This is a genomic window from Marinobacter albus (assembly GCF_030238305.1).
Lineage (GTDB): Bacteria > Pseudomonadota > Gammaproteobacteria > Pseudomonadales > Oleiphilaceae > Marinobacter > Marinobacter albus.
This window is the reverse complement of the sequence record NZ_JASSQD010000001.1, coordinates 2,073,115-2,091,060: the sequence shown is the minus strand read 5'-3', so window position 1 is coordinate 2,091,060 and position 17,946 is coordinate 2,073,115. Positions and strand designations below refer to the sequence as shown.

The following is a 17,946-nucleotide window of genomic DNA, read 5'->3' as shown; positions in this document are numbered from 1 at the left end:
ACACAAAATGCTAAAGAAACTTAAAGTAAATTCTAGAATAGGGCGGTCATTCCGGTTTCCACACAAAGTGTTAAATTTCAAAGCCCTCCCTTCGTCCCACCGCCGCCCAAGTCTTTGTCAAAGAATGTAAAACATCTAGAAAAAGTGAACCAGGCAGTTCTCGATAAATTCTGACCTGCCATACTTCGGGCCAAATTTGGGCTCTGCACCAGTCGTGCAATTAATACAGGGAAGTTGTGATGATGTATAAGTACGCGCGCGGTTTCGCGCTCGCTTGGTTAGTTACGTCTTTTTCTTTGGTAAATGCCGAGCAGTTCCAAGAAACTGATGACATCGTCATAAGCCCGGATTTCTGCTCTCTTTATCCCATAGCCATTTCCAGTTCTGTACTTTCCTCCGCGACCCCGGGGCAGAAATTTCAGAATATTCCCACGGGCACCGGCCCTGGGAATTACAGCTGGCTGTCATGGAATGGAAGTAATGATGTCAACACGCTAGCGGAAGCACTTTTTCCGCCTGGAACCAGCGAAAACTACAGAAATCCTTTTAATCCCTTCGATACTCAGATCAATATTGGTGATTGGGTGGAGGGCTCACCCGGTGTCAAAAACAGTAACGCTGTACGTTCAAATCTTGACTCCCTGTTGGACTACAACCTTATCGTTCCGGTTTGGGGGAGCGTGGAGGCACAGGGTTCCCGCTTCAACTACGAGACCGTGCGTTTTGCCGTTATTCGCTTGAATGACTATGCCCTTAACGGCAAGGGCTACATCAGTTTTACTTTTGAACGCTATACACGCTGCTATAACTATCGTCCTGAATCACTCGACAGCCATATCACCACACCTGAGGACACACCGGTTACTTTTGAGCTACAGGCTCAGGATGCAGATAACGACGAGTTAATTTACGAGATACTGGCTCGGCCAGATCACGGTCAGATTGAGCAATCAGGCTCACGAGTTACCTACACGCCTGTCCAAAATTTTAATGGTAACGACAGCCTGGAGTTTCAGGTACACGATGACGAACAACTCTCTGGTATTGCTACCGTCAGCATTGAGGTATTGCCCGTAAACGATGCTCCGGTAGCCGATCCCCGCTCAGCCACCGGTCCCGAAGATACCGCAATCCCGCTGACGTTCTCCGGCAGCGATATCGAAAATTCACCGCTTACATTTACCGTGGTGACCGCCCCCACACACGGCGAAGTCGTCGAGACTGACAATGGCGTGTTTTATCTGCCAGAGGCCAACTTCTTCGGACCGGACTCACTGGAATATGTTGCCAACGATGGAGAGCTGGATTCCCAGCCCGCCACATATAATCTGACGGTAACGCCGGTCAATGATGCGCCCACGGCAAAGGATGTCTTTGCAGAGACCGAAGGAGGGGACCCGGTAGTTGTCACTCTTCTGGGTGAAGATATTGACAATGAAACTCTCGAATACCGGCTGATCGATGGGCCGGTCAATGGAGAGTTCACAGGGAAGGCCCCGGAGCTGGTATATACCCCGGATCCCAGATTTGAAGGCCTAGAGGTAGTCGAATACGAGGTGTCTGACGGGGAGCTCCGGGCGACGGCTAACATCACCATCAATGTAATTCAGCCGAACCTTCCACCGGTGATTACCAGTCCGCCGATCGTTGCCACTCCTGAAAGGGCAGATTACAACTATCCCGTCGTCGCGGAAGACCCGAACGAGGATGAGCTGACTCATACCTTAGACCGTGGTCCGGTTGGCATGACCATCGATAGCGCGTCCGGAGTGATTCACTGGTTACCCCAGCCAGAATTCACGCAATCGGTACCCACTTTCAATCAACAGTGTTATGTGGTGCCAAGCGGTAGCGTGAAGGTCTATGAAGAGGGTGACGACACTTCGGGGATCAGTTACATCGCCCCGCTGTTCCATCGCGTAAAGGCTTCCATTGCCGATGCCAGCAACTATGTTGCTCCGCAGTCGGTTGCTTGGCACAAGAAGAACGGATGCCTTGGTTGTCATATCCAGACCCAGAGCCTTTTGGGTATGGAATCTTCGAAAGCCAAGGCCGATGTGGATGAAGGGGCTGCGGAGTATCTGCTGACGGAAATTTTATCTAGCCAATTGAATGATGGCTCTATCCGCCGCTCGCATCCCCAATTTGCGAAGAATCAAACAGCGTTCGCTCTATGGGCGCTTAATGCGGTGCCCGATCGTTCCCGGACTTTCCTGGTTCGCCAGAACGGGCTGGACTTCTTCCTTGATCGGGTCACAGTAAGTGGCAATCAGTCGTACTGGACAACGGACCATAACAGCGGGTGGTTGCGCGATTCCCTTGGGATCACGGCGCTCGTAGCGCAGGCAGCCGCGGGATACCTCAATGATCTCGATGGGATGGAGTCCCAAACGTCTGATCAACTCGAGATTGCCCATGCCTATCGGATGATGATGCCGGCATTAGCGGAACATCTTTTGGGAGGGCTGAACACGAATGAAAACGACAGTCTGAAGCGCGTATTCCGCCTTATGGGCCTCGCAGAAATCGCACCGTTTGTTGGCGGTGAGGAAATAGAGTCCCGAATTTCGGCCGCGATTTCCCTTCTTGACCAGCAACTTCGAGACCGCCAACGCGAGGATGGCGGCTGGTCACGCTATCATTCCGGCAGCCAGAGCGATCCTCTCACCTCAGCCTGGGTGGGGCTGGCCCTGGATTACCAAGACCCGGCACTGACCGATCCGGTGGTTCTAAACACAATAGAATATCTATTGGACCACCAACAGGCGGGTGGGACCTGGGATACCACAAGCGGCCTGTTTACCACTAAATTGGCGACCACCAGCCTGGTTATGGCTTATCTCCCGGTTGCTCTTGACCATTTGGGTAATCCCGACGTCCGACTAGGTCACGTATCCCTTTCTGAAAGTACTAGTGGTGTACATTCATTGAGTGTCGAGCTCTCGAATCTTGGTCTTGCAGATATTCGCGTACCGCTGGATGTCTCATTCTATTCCGGCAACTCTGAAGAGGGGCAGTTACTCGGCTCTGCCCAGGTGGCGCAGCTGACCAGCGACGCCAAGTCTAACGTTACGATCGTTGTCAGCGAGGATGAGCTGACCGATGACATCACCGTGGTACTCAATCCTGGTGCAGCCATTGAAGAGTGTCAGATCAAAAACAACATCACTCGCGCGGCTTTGGTCCGTCACCATGTGGCCGATCCGGACGGCCTTGCGGACACCCAGATTTATACCCTGAATGTCGAGGACGTGAACGAAGCTCCTGTGATTGACAGCGAGCCCCAGACAGCTTTGCAGGGTGGACAATCCTTCGAGTATCAGGTTGAGGTATCAGATACCGATGTGGGCGATGCCCATACCTATGAAATCATTTCTGGCCCCGAAGGCCTTTATCTTGACGAGCGGACAGGGCGTTTCACATCGGCCCCGGGCGGCATTGAGCCAGGTGAATATGAGGTTGTAGTCCTTGTGACCGACCTCAGGGGTGCTACGGTAGAGCAGCGCTTCGCCTTGATTATTGAAAAGAACCTCCCACCCGAGATTGTCAGTCCCGCCATCGTAGCGGGTGTTGAGGGGTCAGGTTACGACTATGATCTGGAGGCTGTTGATCCCAATGAGGGCGACGTTCTCTCATACGGACTGGAATTAGCGCCAGAAGGGATGAGTGTTGTAGCGGATACCGGATCGATTTCCTGGGCGGGAGGGAGCCCTTGGGTAGACAACCGAACAGATTCGAACTTCCTATGTATTGGTGAACCGCAAGCGAACCTGGGATCTCTAAATCCAGTTGAAAAATGGCGTTGGGATGTATCTGGGCAACCTGCATCCAACTATGATCAGGTCATGCATGCACCGATTGCTGTGCCGCTTTATGACACTAATGGTGATGGTGTTGTAAACACGAGAGACGACATAGCAATTATCTTCCAGACCTTCCGTAGCCGGTATTATTATAGCTCTGGTTACTTGAGGGCTATCTGGGCCAAAAACGGGGAGGCGATTTGGACGTCAGCCAGTGCCAGCGTTTTGCCGGAGGGCTCTCCAGCGGCGGCAGATATCGATGGCGATGGTTTTGTTGAAATTGTTACGCCACGCCCTGGAGGCGGAATCATAGCGTTCTCTCACGAGGGGAGAGTCGAGTGGACCTCGAGCTACCGGCCGAGGATTCGCTGGGGTGGCGCCAGCATTGCTGATTTGAACCAGGATGGTGTCCCTGAAATAGTCGTGGGTAATACCGTCTTCGACAACATGGGCCAAGTGAGCTGGAGGGCATCAGGCCCATCTGGAGATAATGGCGCTGGACCTCTTTCTTTTGCGGCAGATTTAGATGGTGATGGCTTCCAAGAGGTTGTAGCGGGTCGAGGGGCGTACAGTCATGATGGAAAACTACTATTTAATCGTGGCGATGGATTCTCTGCCGTTGGAGACATGGATTCTGATGGACTGCCGGAAATAGCGGCTGTACATGCCGGCTATGTAAGTCTCCTGAATCACGATGGATCAGTCATTTGGGAGAATAAGGCTATCCCCGGAGGAGGAAGGGGAGGCCCACCGACCATCGCAGACTTAACCGGGGATGGCACTCCTGAAATTGGAGTCGCAGGCGCGAACCAATACGTTGTGTTTGGTGCCGATGGCGCCATCGTCTGGCAATCGCCAACCCGTGATAATTCGTCCCATAAGACCGGATCGTCGGTATTCGATTTCAATGGCGACGGTCGAGCGGAAGTCGTCTATGCAGATGAGTATTATCTGCGGATTTATGACGGTCCCACGGGCCAGGTGATCTACGAAATAGAGAACACGAGTGGCACGACCTACGAACTCCCTGTCGTCGCTGATGTAGATAATGATGGTCACGCGGAAATCGTCGTTATCTCGAATAGTTACAGCAGAGGTAACTATTCCGGGATTCGTGTGTTCGAGGACGAAAGCGACTCTTGGGCTCCGACCCGCTCCATCTGGAACCAGCATGCCTATAGCATAAACAACATCAATGATGACCTAACGGTGCCGAGGTCCCCAAGCCCAAGCTGGCTGACCCACAATACCTTCCGGCTGAACACTTTTCCGGACAGGGATGCCCTCGCATTGCCAGATGTCACAGTCAGCGGCATCCAATATGACCAGACGACGAGCACCATTTCCGTAAACGTCTTGAACCGAGGCTTGGCGCCGGTGGACGGCCCACTGACCGTTAATTTTGTGCATGATCACTCCTGGTCAGGCGAAACTGACCTGGGACAAGTGACCCTTGATGGGCTTGAAGCAGGGGAACAACGAGTTGTCAGTCTGACGGTAGATGATGAAAAGCTTGTTCAGGCGATAAAAGCAGAAGTAACGTTGCCCGAGAACGCAGTGGAATGTGCGGTCGACAATAATGAAACAATTGCCGCCGTGGTAGATGCGCGGGCCTACGACGAAGCAGGTCTTTTTGATGTTCAGAAGTTTGCCGTATCCATGGCGGACTCGAACGATGTACCAGAATTCACCAGTGCTGCGTCAAGCAACGCTGTTTCGGGCGAAGTCTACAGTTTTGAGTTTGTTGTAGCCGATCCCGACAAAGGAGATGCCCATCGCTTCGAGTTGGTGAATGCTCCAGAAGGTTTTGAGCTGGGCGAACGTACCGGAAAGCTCGTTGCGGAGGCACTGTCAGAGGGGGTTTATACTCTCAATGTAAAGGCGACAGACCTCTCCGGAGCAGTCGCCGAACAGACCCACGTAGTTACAGTCACACCTCCAGATAATCTGGCGCCAATCTTTGAATCGGAGCCGCCAAAGGGCATTAGCGGGGGAGAGACATACTATTACGAAGCCGATGCCAGGGACCCGGACGGTGATGACGTCGTTTATCTGCTAAGCCGCTCTCAGCCCGGCATGACCATCGACGGTGTTAGTGGCCAGATAAGCTGGACTCCCTCTGTGGATCAGTCCGGTGTGTTCTCCGCAGAAGTGACGGCGTTGGATACCCGTGGCGCATCGAGCAAGCAATACTTCCTGATCGAAGTGCAGGATCCGAACGCCAACAACCAGCCACCGACCATCACCAGCACTCCTGGCGGTGCAGTCTACGCTGGCCAGCGGTTTGATTATCAGGTAAACGCCAACGACCCAGATGGAGATACGCTGCTTTACTCTCTGGCCGCGCAGGAATCTGGCATGACAATCAGTGCCGGTGGACTATTCAGCTGGTTGCCAGGATCTGAATGGATTGGCGAAACAGCCATCGTTGAAATCCTGGTCAGTGACGGCCGTGGAGGTGAAGTAGGGCAGAAGCTCACGCTACCGGTCAACGAGAGCGCGAATCATCCTCCGCAATTTACCAGTTCGCCGGAAACTATGGCATTGGCGGGTTCGGCTTACATCTATTCGGTCGCAGCCATCGATGACGATGGAGATGCCTTTTCCTTCAGCCTTGACCAAGCTCCAAATGGCATGACTTTGAGTGGCTCACAGGTGGGCTGGACCCCGGCGGGAACTCAAGCAGGTCAAGTTCACGACGTCGTAATCCGAGTCACCGATGCCCGAGGCGCGGCATCTACTCAATCCTTCGGAATTGCGGTCAATGCGCCGGCAGAGTCCAATGAAGCCCCGGAGATCGGAAGTACTCCTACATCTCCGGCCTTCGTTGGCGAAGAGTACCAGTACGACGTGATTGCCCGGGATGCAGACGGCGACGCGTTGACATACTCGCTTGAAGCTGCCCCCTCCGGAATGACACTCAACTCTACCGGCCAACTTCGTTGGATTCCGGCCAGCGATCAGGTTGCTGCCCATTCTGTGCGTATCCGCGTCTCCGATGGCAAAGCCTACTCCACCCAAAGCTTCACCTTGGATGCGGTTGAAGTGAGTGAGAATAGCTATCCGGACATTACCAGTCGGCCGAGCACACAGGCCGTGGCAGGTGAAATTTATCAGTACCAGCTCGTCGCGACGGACGCTGATGGCGATGAATTGACCTACGGCACCATGGTTCAGCCAGATGGCATGCAGGTCGATACTTCCGGATTGGTTACTTGGACGCCGACCGAAGACCAGCTGGGTATTCACGACATTTCTTACTTCGCCGATGATGGCAAAGGGAGAACTCTCCAGAATACGAGTATCAGGGTTCAGGAAGAGCCTTTGCCGTTGGCTGTGACCCTGCTGGTCACGCCGGATAGCGTGGATGCCGGTGAAATGGTCACCATTGACGTTTTCACCGAGGGCGGCCGTGGTGATTTCAGTCAGTCCGTTGAGGTAGATGGCCAGCCTTTGGCCCTAAGCCCATACGGGCGTGCTACTTGGACCGCCACGGGCACCGGGCGCCACACAGTTACCGCTGTGGTTTCTGATTCTGAGGACACAGTAACGGAGACCGCATATGTCACCATTCTTGATGACAGCGATACCGTTGCACCAGTCGTTACGCTGGAAGGCCCGGAGGAGGGCAGTATTATCACCGCCCCAACGGACATTATCGCCACGATTCAGGACGATAATCTGGCGGTTTATGAGGTGATAATTACCCCGAAGGGTAAAGATCAGTGGCAGACCATCGCAGAAGGGACTACAAGCCAGATATCAGCTCCGGTCGCCACTTTTGACCCCAGCCTCCTGATGAACGGCCAATACGACGTGGCTATTCTGGCACTGGATGTCAACGGCTTGGCTGGTTCTGACATGATGTCCCTGCAAGTCGAAGGCGACCTTAAAGTCGGTAACTTCAGCATTACCCTGGAGGACCTGTCGATTCCGGTAGCAGGTATACCCATTCGTGTGACCCGAACCTACGACAGTCGCCAGCGTTTTGAGCCACTCGACTTCGGACAGGGCTGGAGCATTGGCTATCAGGACGCAAGGGTAGAGGAGTCTCGAGCTCTGGGCAGCTACTGGACTGTTAACCAGTACAAGCGCGGCCCACTCAACCTAATCACCGACTTCTGTATCGAACCTCTCGGTGCGCCAGTAGTGACTGTCACTTTGCCAACCGGCGATGTAGAACGCTTCGAAGTGGGCGCTGCACCAAGTTGCAATACATATCAGGTCATTAAGGATGTCACCCTGGACTTCAAACCGAAGGGCGATACCCAGTCCACTCTGAAGGCTCTCGACGACAGCACAGCGCGATATGCAAATGGCACGCTGCTTGAAACCGGAACTTTCTCAAGCCCAGTGGACCCTAAGCGCTACCTGCTTACTACTCAGGCTGGTTATGCATACACACTCAATCAGGATTTCGGCATTGAGAAGGTGGTGGATCCGAACGGCCACACGTTGAGGTACACCAACGATGGGATCTTCCACTCCAGCGGGAAGGCGGTGACCTTCCAGCGTGATAGCAATGGCCGCATCAAGACGATCACCACGCCCAAAGGCGACCAACTGAACTACCTCTACGATGGGGATAACAACTTGGTCACCAGTGCCGACGCGCAAGGCAATGCTACTGAGTACACCTACAACCGTAACCACGGTCTTCTGGATATCATTGATCCGCTGGGCCGAACACTGGTTCGTAATATCTACAATGAGAATGGGAGGTTGATCGCCCAGGAAGACAGTGACGGAAACCGCACGGATTTCAACCACGACGTTGAAGGTCGCCAATCCGTGGTCACCGACCGTCGCGGCAACACTACCCTTTACTACTACGATGACCGCGGCAACGTCACCACCAAAGTGGACGCCGCCGGCCAGACCTGGCAGTACAACTACGACGAGCGCGGTAACCAGCTCAGCCAGCTCGACCCGCTGGGCCATAGCACCGCGGCCACCTTCGATGACCGCAACAACCAGCTCAGCCAGACCGATGCGCTGGGTAACACGGTGGCGTACACCTACAACACCCGCGGTCAGGAACTGACCATCACCGATGCCCGGGGCAATCAGTACGCCAACACCTACGACAGTGTGGGCAACCTGCTGACTGTTGAAGACCCCAGCGGCAAAACCGCCGGCAATCACATCAATGCCGAGGGTCTGGTGTCCAAGAGCGTAGATGCCGAGGGCAACGCGACCACCTACACCTACGATGATGACGGCAACAAGCTGACCGAAACCAACCCGCGCGGGGAGACCACTCGATTCACTTACGATGCCAACGGCAACGTACTGACCGAGACTCGCGGACGCACGGTCAGTGGCAGTACGGTGGCGGAAACCATCCGTTACGTGTATGACGCCAACAACCGGGTCATCGAGACTCACCACGCGGATGGCTCCACGGTCTACAGCGAGTACGACGCGGCCGGCAATCAGACCGCGACCGTCGACCCGTTGGGCCGCCGAACCGAATACGTCTATGACGCCTTCGGACGGATGACCGAGACCTACTTCCCGGACGGTACCGTGGCCTACAAGACGTACGATGCCGAGGGCAACGTGGCGACCGAGACTGACCGCCTGGGCCGGATCACGCGCTACACCTACGATGCCCTGAACCGGGTGGTTCGCACCGATTACGCCGATGGCAGCCACACCGCCACCGACTATGACGCGGCGGGCCGGGTGGTCAGCGAGACCGACGCCAATGGTAACGTTACGCACTATGAGTACGATGCCGCCGGGCGCCGTACCGCCGTGGTAGACGCTCTGGGCAATCGCCACAGCTTCGACTACGACGCCGATGGCAACCTCATCGGTGAAACCGATGCCAATGGCCATACCACACGGTATACCTACAACGCACTGGATCAGCGTACCGAGACCCTCTATCACGACGGCAGCAAAGTCACCGAGGCCTATGACGCTCTGGGCCGGCGCATCTCCCGCACCGACCAGAACGGCCGCGTGACCCGTTACGACTACGACGCCCTGGGCCGTCTGATTCAGGTGACCGATGCGCTCGATGGCATCACCACTTACAGCTACGACGCCGCGGGCAACAAGCTGGCCCAGACCGACGCCGAAGGCCGCATCACCCGCTGGACCTACGACAGCCAGGGCAGGGTCCTGAGCCGGACCCTGCCCAAGGGCCAGACCGAAAGCTTCAGCTACGACGCAGCCGGTAATCGACTGAGCCATACCGACTTCAACGGTCAGACCACGAGCTACCAGTACGACCTGAACAGCCGCCTGACCCGGATGATCTATGGCGACGGGACTGTGGAGAGCTTCACTTATGACGCCGTGGGCAACCGTTTGAGTGCCACCACACCGGAAGGCACTACCGAGTACCGCTACGACGCCCTGAACCGGCTGGTCGAAGAGGTCCAGACCGACGGCTCGGTCCTGTCCTACGGCTATGACCACGCCGGTAACCGGGTGCAGCTGGAGGTGTCCACTGACGATCAGACCCGCAGCACCCGTTACGGCTTCGACCAGCTGAACCGGCTTGCCTCGGTGAGTGACGGAGAGGGCGAGACTCGGTACAGCTACGACAAGGTGGGCAACCGCGCCAGCGTCAGCTACCCGAACGGTAACGTTACTACCTACGGCTACGACGCCCTGAATCGACTGATGACCCTGACCACCACCAATGCCTCCGATGCCGTGGTGGCGGACTACCGCTACGACCTGGATCCGACGGGCCGCCGTATTGGTGTGCAGGAGCTGCATAATGGTCGCAGCACCACGTACGACTACGATGCGCTTTACCGCTTAACGGGCGAGACCGTTAACGACCCGGTCAACGGTAACCACAGTGCCGAGTACCGGTTCGACAAAGTTGGCAACCGCACCCTGAGCACCATCAACGGCGTACAAACCGCCTACAGCTACGATGCCAACGATCGGGTGACCCAGCAGGGCAGCACCAGCTTCACCTACGATGCCAACGGCAACACCCTGACCGAAACCGAAAGCGGCCAGGTCACCCGGTACCACTACGACGCCCGTAACAAGCTGGTGGAAACAGCCCGTCCGGGATACAGCGCGAGCTACGGTTACAACGCGGATGGTATTCGTACCCGCCGGACCGAGAACGGCACCACCACCCAGTTCGTGGTGGACAGCAACCGAAACTACGCCCAGGTACTGGCAGAAGTGAACAATGGCACCACCGAGGTCAGCTACACGTACGGAGACGATCTGCTGGCGCAACAGCGTTCAGGAGCGACCTCGTACTACCTCTATGACGGCCATGGTTCGACCAGGGCATTAGCGGATGAGAGTAGTGCAGTCACCGATTCATACTACTACAACGCCTTCGGCACCTTGCTGGCCAGGTCCGGCGAAACCGAGAACGAATACCTTTACGCCGGAGAACAGCTGGATTCGGGGTTGGAGCAGTACTATCTCCGGGCACGCTATTACGACCAGAGTGTGGGTCGGTTTACTCAGATGGATACGTGGATGGGGCACGATAGTGACCCGGTGACATTGCACAAGTATTTGTATGCCGGACGGAACCCTATTAACAATATTGACCCGAGCGGAAACAGCTTCATGAGTTTGGGCATACGTTTAAGTATAAGTACGGAATTAGCGAACGCTGCGGTAAACACAGCTGGCATCGCGTTCATATCGGCCCTTCGGTACAGCTTTACCGACGCCGATGTAAACGTGATGAAAAGAGAGCGCACAGCGGCAGACGTTAGGATTGGCACTATCGCCGCAAATATGTGTGCGAGATCTCAAGATCCAGACTGCCGGGCAAGTATTCCCTTATTATTCTTGGGAAGCGATGTCCCACAATCGGCTACGCATGTTCTGGATGCCCAGATGACCGGTAAGCCTGTGGTATTGAGTAGGTTAAGCCCAAAACATCCTTCTGGTTGGTACGAGGGTTCCGATGAGTGTGCGGGGGCTACCGGATTATTTTCTGGTTTGGACTGCGATGAATATCCTTTCAGGAGCACACATGAAGGAGGCCCAGGCAATTACGGTTTTCACGGTGTATCTCTAAGACCTATTTTGTCTTCGGATAATCAAAGGTCGGGGCGTCACTTAGGAGAGCTATATCGCAAGTGTAATGTGAGGGCGAACGATCCTGAGGATATGTGGTTTGGCGTTATAGCTATTCCGACAGCATCTTCCTCAAGAGCTGTATGTCCTGGGGAGTAATTTTATATGAAAATACATAACCAATTGAGTGCGGTTTGCTTCTTATTGGTATTTTTTTTAAATGGGTGTTCTGATCAGGAGCCAGCAAAAATGTATATTCCGGGGCCTGAATTCCAACAGTCTTTAGAAATTGCAATTTCAGTTAAACAAGCCCGGGTAGGTAAAGATATTCTATTGAATGCGGAACGAAGAAGTAGCGGTTTTATCGAAGTGAGAGAGGTCGATTCAGAGGGTGGTTGCGTTTTTACTTCGAAGCCCCCTGAATCTGAGGGCAATGTGGCGCTAAATCTTCAATGGAAAATTGAACCTGATGATGGCTCATATGATTTCGGTTTCACTGAGAGTGGGGAACGAACCCTGAAGTTCTCCAGAGAGGGTATCTATTCGATTCAGGCCCGCTCATCGCTCTGGTGCCCGCCTGGAATTTTGAGCAATAAACTAACAATCAAAGTATCAGGGTAGCTGTGTGAAAAAGAACAGTAACCCGGGCTGTCGCGAGATCAGCAGGCATCTGTATCACTCCAAAGTTCGAATAGTCTTTTCCCTGATTGTTGGTTTACCTGTTTCAGCGTCGTCGCGATAAATGCCCACCACGTCGTCCCACTTGCCTGGGCCTGGGAACTTGGCGCGTTGGTTTGGACCGATACAGAACGTGAACAGTTTGCGAACGACCCCGTGAACCGTTTACGCGCGGAGGCCAGCCCAAACCGCAGCAAGTGGACGACCACACAAAGTACTAAATTCGTCGTCCCAGCCAGCCTGTGGGAACGCTTCTTTTAGTCATTGAGCTTGTTGCGCTTTGTGCGCTGTTTTTCCAATCCAAGCGGGGTCAGGAGCTGGATTCTTCCAACTCTGGCTGGACCCGAAACGGGGAAAGGGTCAAATTGTCAGTGATGTTTCTAGGAATGAGTATTGCCGGTGAATTGGTTGCTGCGCGTTATGGCTCCTAAGGAGGCTGGTTTGAGACTGTTTAGTCTGGTGCTTGCCTTACTAGCGGGAAATGTCTTTGCCTCAGAAAATCTGATTTATCTGACCTGTGAGGGAGTCGTCACTGATACTGCCTTTAATAAAGAAGTTAAGAAGGTTAAAAACGACTTCTTGATTAATAAAGACGACAGAACAATACAGCAGATTATTACCGGTCTTACGGAGGAGCAAACCGCCAATTTGCGAATGCGGTATGTAGAGACACCGACACAATTCGTTTCGGAAAACGGATTGCTATCAATAAACCGGCGAACCCTCGAGTATTCGGTTGACGGGGTTATGAGCACTAGAATTAATGGCCACTGTAAGATTGTTACACCGGAGCTATAACAAGTCACGGAAGGCGGACGCGTGAGACGCGCCGCTTCGTTCAGCGTTAAACGTCTCATCCGAATGTTCGCTTTGCGATCACTCAGGCCGCCCCAAACCTTCTAAACAAAAGCGGACATTCGAGTCCGCTCCTGCTCAGTGCCTCCAGGCCAAGCACTGATGCTTTATCCAGTATGATTGGTGGAGAAAATCACAGACATCAGATGATTACATGGAAAAGAAGTTGAGGCTGCGATAAGCTGCGGTTTTATAGACCTATAGACAGACTGATCAAAGATGCATAGATCCCATTAACGAAGCTGTCAGGTTTCTGCAATATCGAAGATGTCTGTTTACTGCTGTTAGGCATATTTAGCATGGGCTCTAAAAATCTCAGATATTCAATAATTTCAGCAATTGCATTTAGTATTGCTGGCGCATCTGCTTTATTTCTAACTGACCTAGTAGTGGTACCGAGAGCACCGGGAATCCCAATTTCCTTCTATTACTCAAGCAATTTAATTTTATTGGTTTCAGTATCTTTCGTGCCCGCTTGTGTTGCTTATTTAACTTCATATTTTTGGATTTCAAGAAACATCACCTTCTTTGACGGTTGGCTTAGCGTAGCTGCATTTTCTTGGCTTTCTTTGCTCATAAATCCAGCTGTTTGGTTGTTAGTTCTATCATCATTTTTATTTTTTGGTTTTACAGTGCTTGCAATATTTTTTATCACGGGCTTATTGCTCGAATTTACAATTGGGCAACCGGCGGGAAATAATTCCTAACAAGTAACAGTGGTGCCCGAATGGTTTTCAATCAGATCAAAAAGTACATATACGACAAAACAGAATATCTATTTTGAGACAGCCGATACTTCCCAAGGCTATAAAAAACCGGGCATTTGCGGCCTTGCCAAAAAACTTCGATCAGTACCTATAGCGCGAAGTGGATAGCGGATAAAAGGCTGATGCGGACTACATCGACGATGCGATGCCATCGATAGATTTGAATGTCACGCATAGTGGGGGAAGTCCAGATACAGGATGTTTGAGGGTGGTATGAGTAATTTTGTATTACGTGCATTTGGGTATGGTGGTGGAAATGTTCCGTCTATAGTTGTTGTATTAACTGCTGCGACAGTTTCGATAATCTATATCCCTGAATCAATTCTTGGTTCGATCGGATTGGATATCTATAGTTCCGGGCTGGAGCTGTCTGGATGGCTTCAGTATCAGCTTCGTGATATCAGCAACAAGTCTTCTGTTTATCTGTTTTGGCTTGCCTATCCATATGTTTTTCTGGTTAATCTTGTCGCATGGTTTTTTCGTGCAAATATCTATGGTTTTTCCGGTTACTGCATGAGAAGAAAAAACATGATCAGAGCCAAAGGTAACCTGGACAAGAAGGATTTTAGTTTGCTTGTTGGCTCTTTCGTGGTAGCGGCCTGCTATATCGTAGTGCTTGTTTTTGTTCGGTCTGAGCCTAGTTTTCTGGGGGATTTTATTCCCAATAAAAACAGGATTGCGTTGACCTTGCTTCACGGCACTGGATTGTTTTCAATTCCGGCAGCTATTTCAGTTTTTTTTGCAGAGTTGCGCTTTTTATTTGATTCTCACAGAGGATTGGAAGGCTAGGGAGGCTCTCCGCAAGATTCGCGAGTGATGCGGGCGCATGATTTGAAGCCTCAATGTCCGCTTTGCGACCTCAGCTAAATGCGAATGTTCGCTTTTCTGACCCGCAGTCGTTTTGAGTTTTTGTAGGGTTTGACTCTGCCGATCAAGATCTCAGTAAGTAAAACTAAACTCAAACTCAACATGGACGATCAGCAATGGCTTCTCCTCGCCACTTATTTCATTTTGGGCTGCTGCCGATCTTCATCTGCGGCCTTCTCATTCATCGCCCAAGCTACTCCGCAGACCTGGAATTGGACAGTCTCAGTGTGCGTGCTCGGGTTTCAGAGAAGACCATGCTTGGAGAAGAGGCAACTGAGGATTTCAAAGAATACGATGTGTCGGCGAACTTTCATTTGCCCTGGAACAACTACTCCAAATCAGGCTGGGGGATCGGCAGCCGTATAATGGCGAGTGGTGGACTTTTGCGGGGATCGGGTAAGAATGCGCTCGTCGTCTCGCTCATCCCGGAATTGACGCTGGGCAGTAAGGGGGGGCGCTTTGTCCTGGACCTGGGCGTAGGTGGAGCTTTGTTCAGCAGATGGCGCTTTGGCACCCAGGATTATGGCGGACCTTTCCAGTTTGCCCTAACCTCAGGCGTCGCTATTCCGCTATATAGAAATTTGGGGCTCGGATATCGGTTCCTTCATTATTCAGATGCTGGAGTTAACGGACCCGACACGACAGGCGCGGATTTTCATATGATCGAGTTCAGCTATCGATTTTGATTTCTGCGTGCCAGATCGGGAGGCTTGTTCCCGACCAGCCTGGGCCACATTTTTCCCCACAGATGCACCCTCGGCTCAGGGCGTTTGCGATGCGGGAATTTCAATCATTTAAGTGTCGTTACCGTCTGATACTACGAGCCATGGAATGTCAACAAGGTTGGATTAGCTGGCTGCATGATCAAAAGCTCAGCAACCTGAGAACTCCCAGCGCCTAAAAAAACTGACATGGTGGTTAAATACGCAATTACGCAGCACACGTGACTCTGTATGCCCCAGAGGTCGTCACTTTTGAATGTTCGCTTTCTCTGACAGGCCAGGACCGAATGTCCGCTTTGCGACCAAACCGAATGTCGCGCTTCAGTTACCAAGGCATCCCCAATAACCATGAAATCCACATTTGGTTGGCCAGATTCGGCATATGAGTCGTGATCTGGAGGGGGCAGGGCGGCTGTCGGTGTCCGGCGCTAACAACAAGACACATAACAAATGGGCTAAAAAATATAACCTGTCAGGTACGCAAACCAGGGTGCGTTTGAGGTGGTTGAACAATAATAACAACTGCTCTTTAAAGTTGATTCGGTTGCCGTACTAACCAACATATTTGTACCCGGCATCTTGCAACGCTTCCTTCAGTGACTCCTCGGGAGGTTCTTCGTAAATGAGCGTGGTTGACGGTGAGACATGGCCAGCGATTTTTTGCGCGACTTTAACTGACTTCTTTTGTTCATGAATGATATTCGTCATTAGCGTCCTCCGGCCGCTGTGGGAGCTGGCTCGCTCAATACCTGCCCAATGTCTCTGCATGAGAGCAAAGTGTTCCTGGAGAGTATTGGGAGAATAGGCGCCTCCTTTTTGAGTCAGGAATAGAGGATCCGTCCTTTTCACTGAGGGTTGTGCTGCCAGGCGGATCGCAAGGTGATTTTCTATAGCCGTTCTCAGCGCAACGTCATTCATCGGAAGATCACGTGATTTACCACGATGTTTTTTGACCTCGGGATAAAAATCCTCCGGCTTGATCTCGGCACCGGCCTTGACCATGGTTTCAATTCGCTGAATAAGCTGATGGAAATCGTGGACACTAAAACTGATTCGACGCCGCTGGTACGTGGATTTGGATCGCTTTAACGCATCGGCACCTTTAGTGTAAGCCGCAGGCAACGCCAGAATTTCTTTGAGTTTGAAAGAGCGTCGACCAGAGCTTTCAGGGCCGAGCTCGGCGACGTCCTTGATCTGGAGAAACGCAATTTCCTGAACCCGCAAACCGAGCTTGAAGCTGATCTGAATCAGCGCCGTGTTCTTTTCCGGGTAGCGGTGCTCTTTAATCTTACGCAAGAGGTGGGCGAACTGTTCGGGCGTGAGTACGCGTGCCTGGCCGGTTTTGCTCATCGAATAAGCTCCTGGTAAGCCGCTCGCAGGCGAGGAGAGGGTAAAAACAAAATCCGTAATAATGTTATTTTAACGGATTTACGATATTTGGCCAGGAAAGTACGCGCTAAGGGTAGTCACAACTGGCTAACCATCGACTAACGAAACGAGAGCTCTCATTGTCGTGGTGATGATCTTCATTCCTTATCTGATGTGACCATCACTAATTTAACTTCGCCCATGTTGCCGACATTCGCGAAGAGAACATCGCTTAGACGCCCGCTATATCAGACAGTTCCACGACTCGTCTTTCAGAACTGTGCCTTGATGACTTCAACACGAAGAAACTGAGGGCGAAGAACCTCGTTTTCTTCATCATTCCCAGGCGATGTTTATTCGCACAGACTCCGAAAAACAATCGAAGAACTGGGACACCGTAATTTCCATTCAAGCGGAAGAGGTTAAGCGCATTCCTGACTTCGAGCGTCCCAAAAGATGTTATCGACGGAAATCCAAAAAACCGCACAAAAACAGACCCATGGGCGAGTGGACGACGAATTTAGTGCTTCCTGTGAAAATTTAGTACTTTCTGTGGCTATTCTTTAGCACTTCTTGTGGTCGTCCAATCCTTCATGTTTTATGGAAAGCAAAAGCATACCGTACTGCGCATAATGTATATTATGTTAAATGCTATATTCAACACACAATGCCAATGAGAGTCTGTCCCAATACCCGGCATGGAAAAGGCCCTGTTGGACCTCATCTGTCGGCTCTGACGGTATTGTGTTCTTTGAGAATGTCGACGATTCCAGCGCAAGGAAACGGCGCTGTGTTCGTTTAGATGTGGGATGCCCTAGGCTCTTTTGTTGTTTTCCCGATCCAACCTATCGGCGGAATAAC

At 52.3% G+C, this 17,946-nt stretch carries 8 protein-coding genes; 7 read left to right on the top strand and 1 reads right to left on the bottom strand.

Annotated elements, in window-relative coordinates:
* Positions 1–239 precede the first annotated feature (239 nt).
* The 7 genes from QQF73_RS09705 (at position 240) to QQF73_RS09675 (ending at position 15,681) form a co-directional block, all read left to right on the top strand.
* Positions 240–11,987 carry an Ig-like domain-containing protein gene (locus QQF73_RS09705; protein ID WP_285368058.1) on the top strand — a complete coding sequence of 3,916 codons (11,748 nt, stop codon included), beginning with the start codon at positions 240–242 and terminating at the stop codon, positions 11,985–11,987.
* 6 nt (positions 11,988–11,993) lie between these two features.
* Positions 11,994–12,449, top strand: coding sequence for a hypothetical protein (locus QQF73_RS09700; RefSeq protein WP_219865671.1), 456 nt, complete (start codon positions 11,994–11,996; stop codon positions 12,447–12,449).
* Positions 12,450–12,476: 27 nt separating this feature from the next.
* A complete protein-coding gene (locus QQF73_RS09695) occupies positions 12,477–12,767 on the top strand; it encodes a GmrSD restriction endonuclease domain-containing protein (protein ID WP_219865944.1) in 291 nt (96 codons plus the stop codon).
* 132 nt (positions 12,768–12,899) lie between these two features.
* Positions 12,900–13,304: a hypothetical protein gene (locus QQF73_RS09690; RefSeq protein ID WP_285368057.1), complete on the top strand. Its 405-nt coding sequence runs from the start codon at positions 12,900–12,902 to the stop codon at positions 13,302–13,304.
* A 356-nt stretch (positions 13,305–13,660) separates the two neighbouring features.
* The gene (locus QQF73_RS09685) at positions 13,661–14,068 is read left to right on the top strand and encodes a hypothetical protein (RefSeq protein ID WP_285368055.1); all 408 of its coding nucleotides are present in this window, start codon (positions 13,661–13,663) and stop codon (positions 14,066–14,068) included.
* Between the two features lie 273 nt (positions 14,069–14,341).
* Complete coding sequence (locus QQF73_RS09680; RefSeq protein WP_285368054.1) at positions 14,342–14,917, top strand: hypothetical protein; 576 nt, start codon at positions 14,342–14,344, stop codon at positions 14,915–14,917.
* A 194-nt stretch (positions 14,918–15,111) separates the two neighbouring features.
* The gene (locus QQF73_RS09675) at positions 15,112–15,681 is read left to right on the top strand and encodes an acyloxyacyl hydrolase (protein WP_219865524.1); all 570 of its coding nucleotides are present in this window, start codon (positions 15,112–15,114) and stop codon (positions 15,679–15,681) included.
* Positions 15,682–16,269: 588 nt separating this feature from the next.
* On the opposite strand, the gene QQF73_RS09670 is transcribed toward QQF73_RS09675, so the two are convergent.
* On the bottom strand, positions 16,270–17,067 hold the full coding sequence (locus tag QQF73_RS09670) for a site-specific integrase (protein WP_285368052.1): 798 nt from the start codon (positions 17,065–17,067) through the stop codon (positions 16,270–16,272).
* Positions 17,068–17,946: the final 879 nt, after the last annotated feature.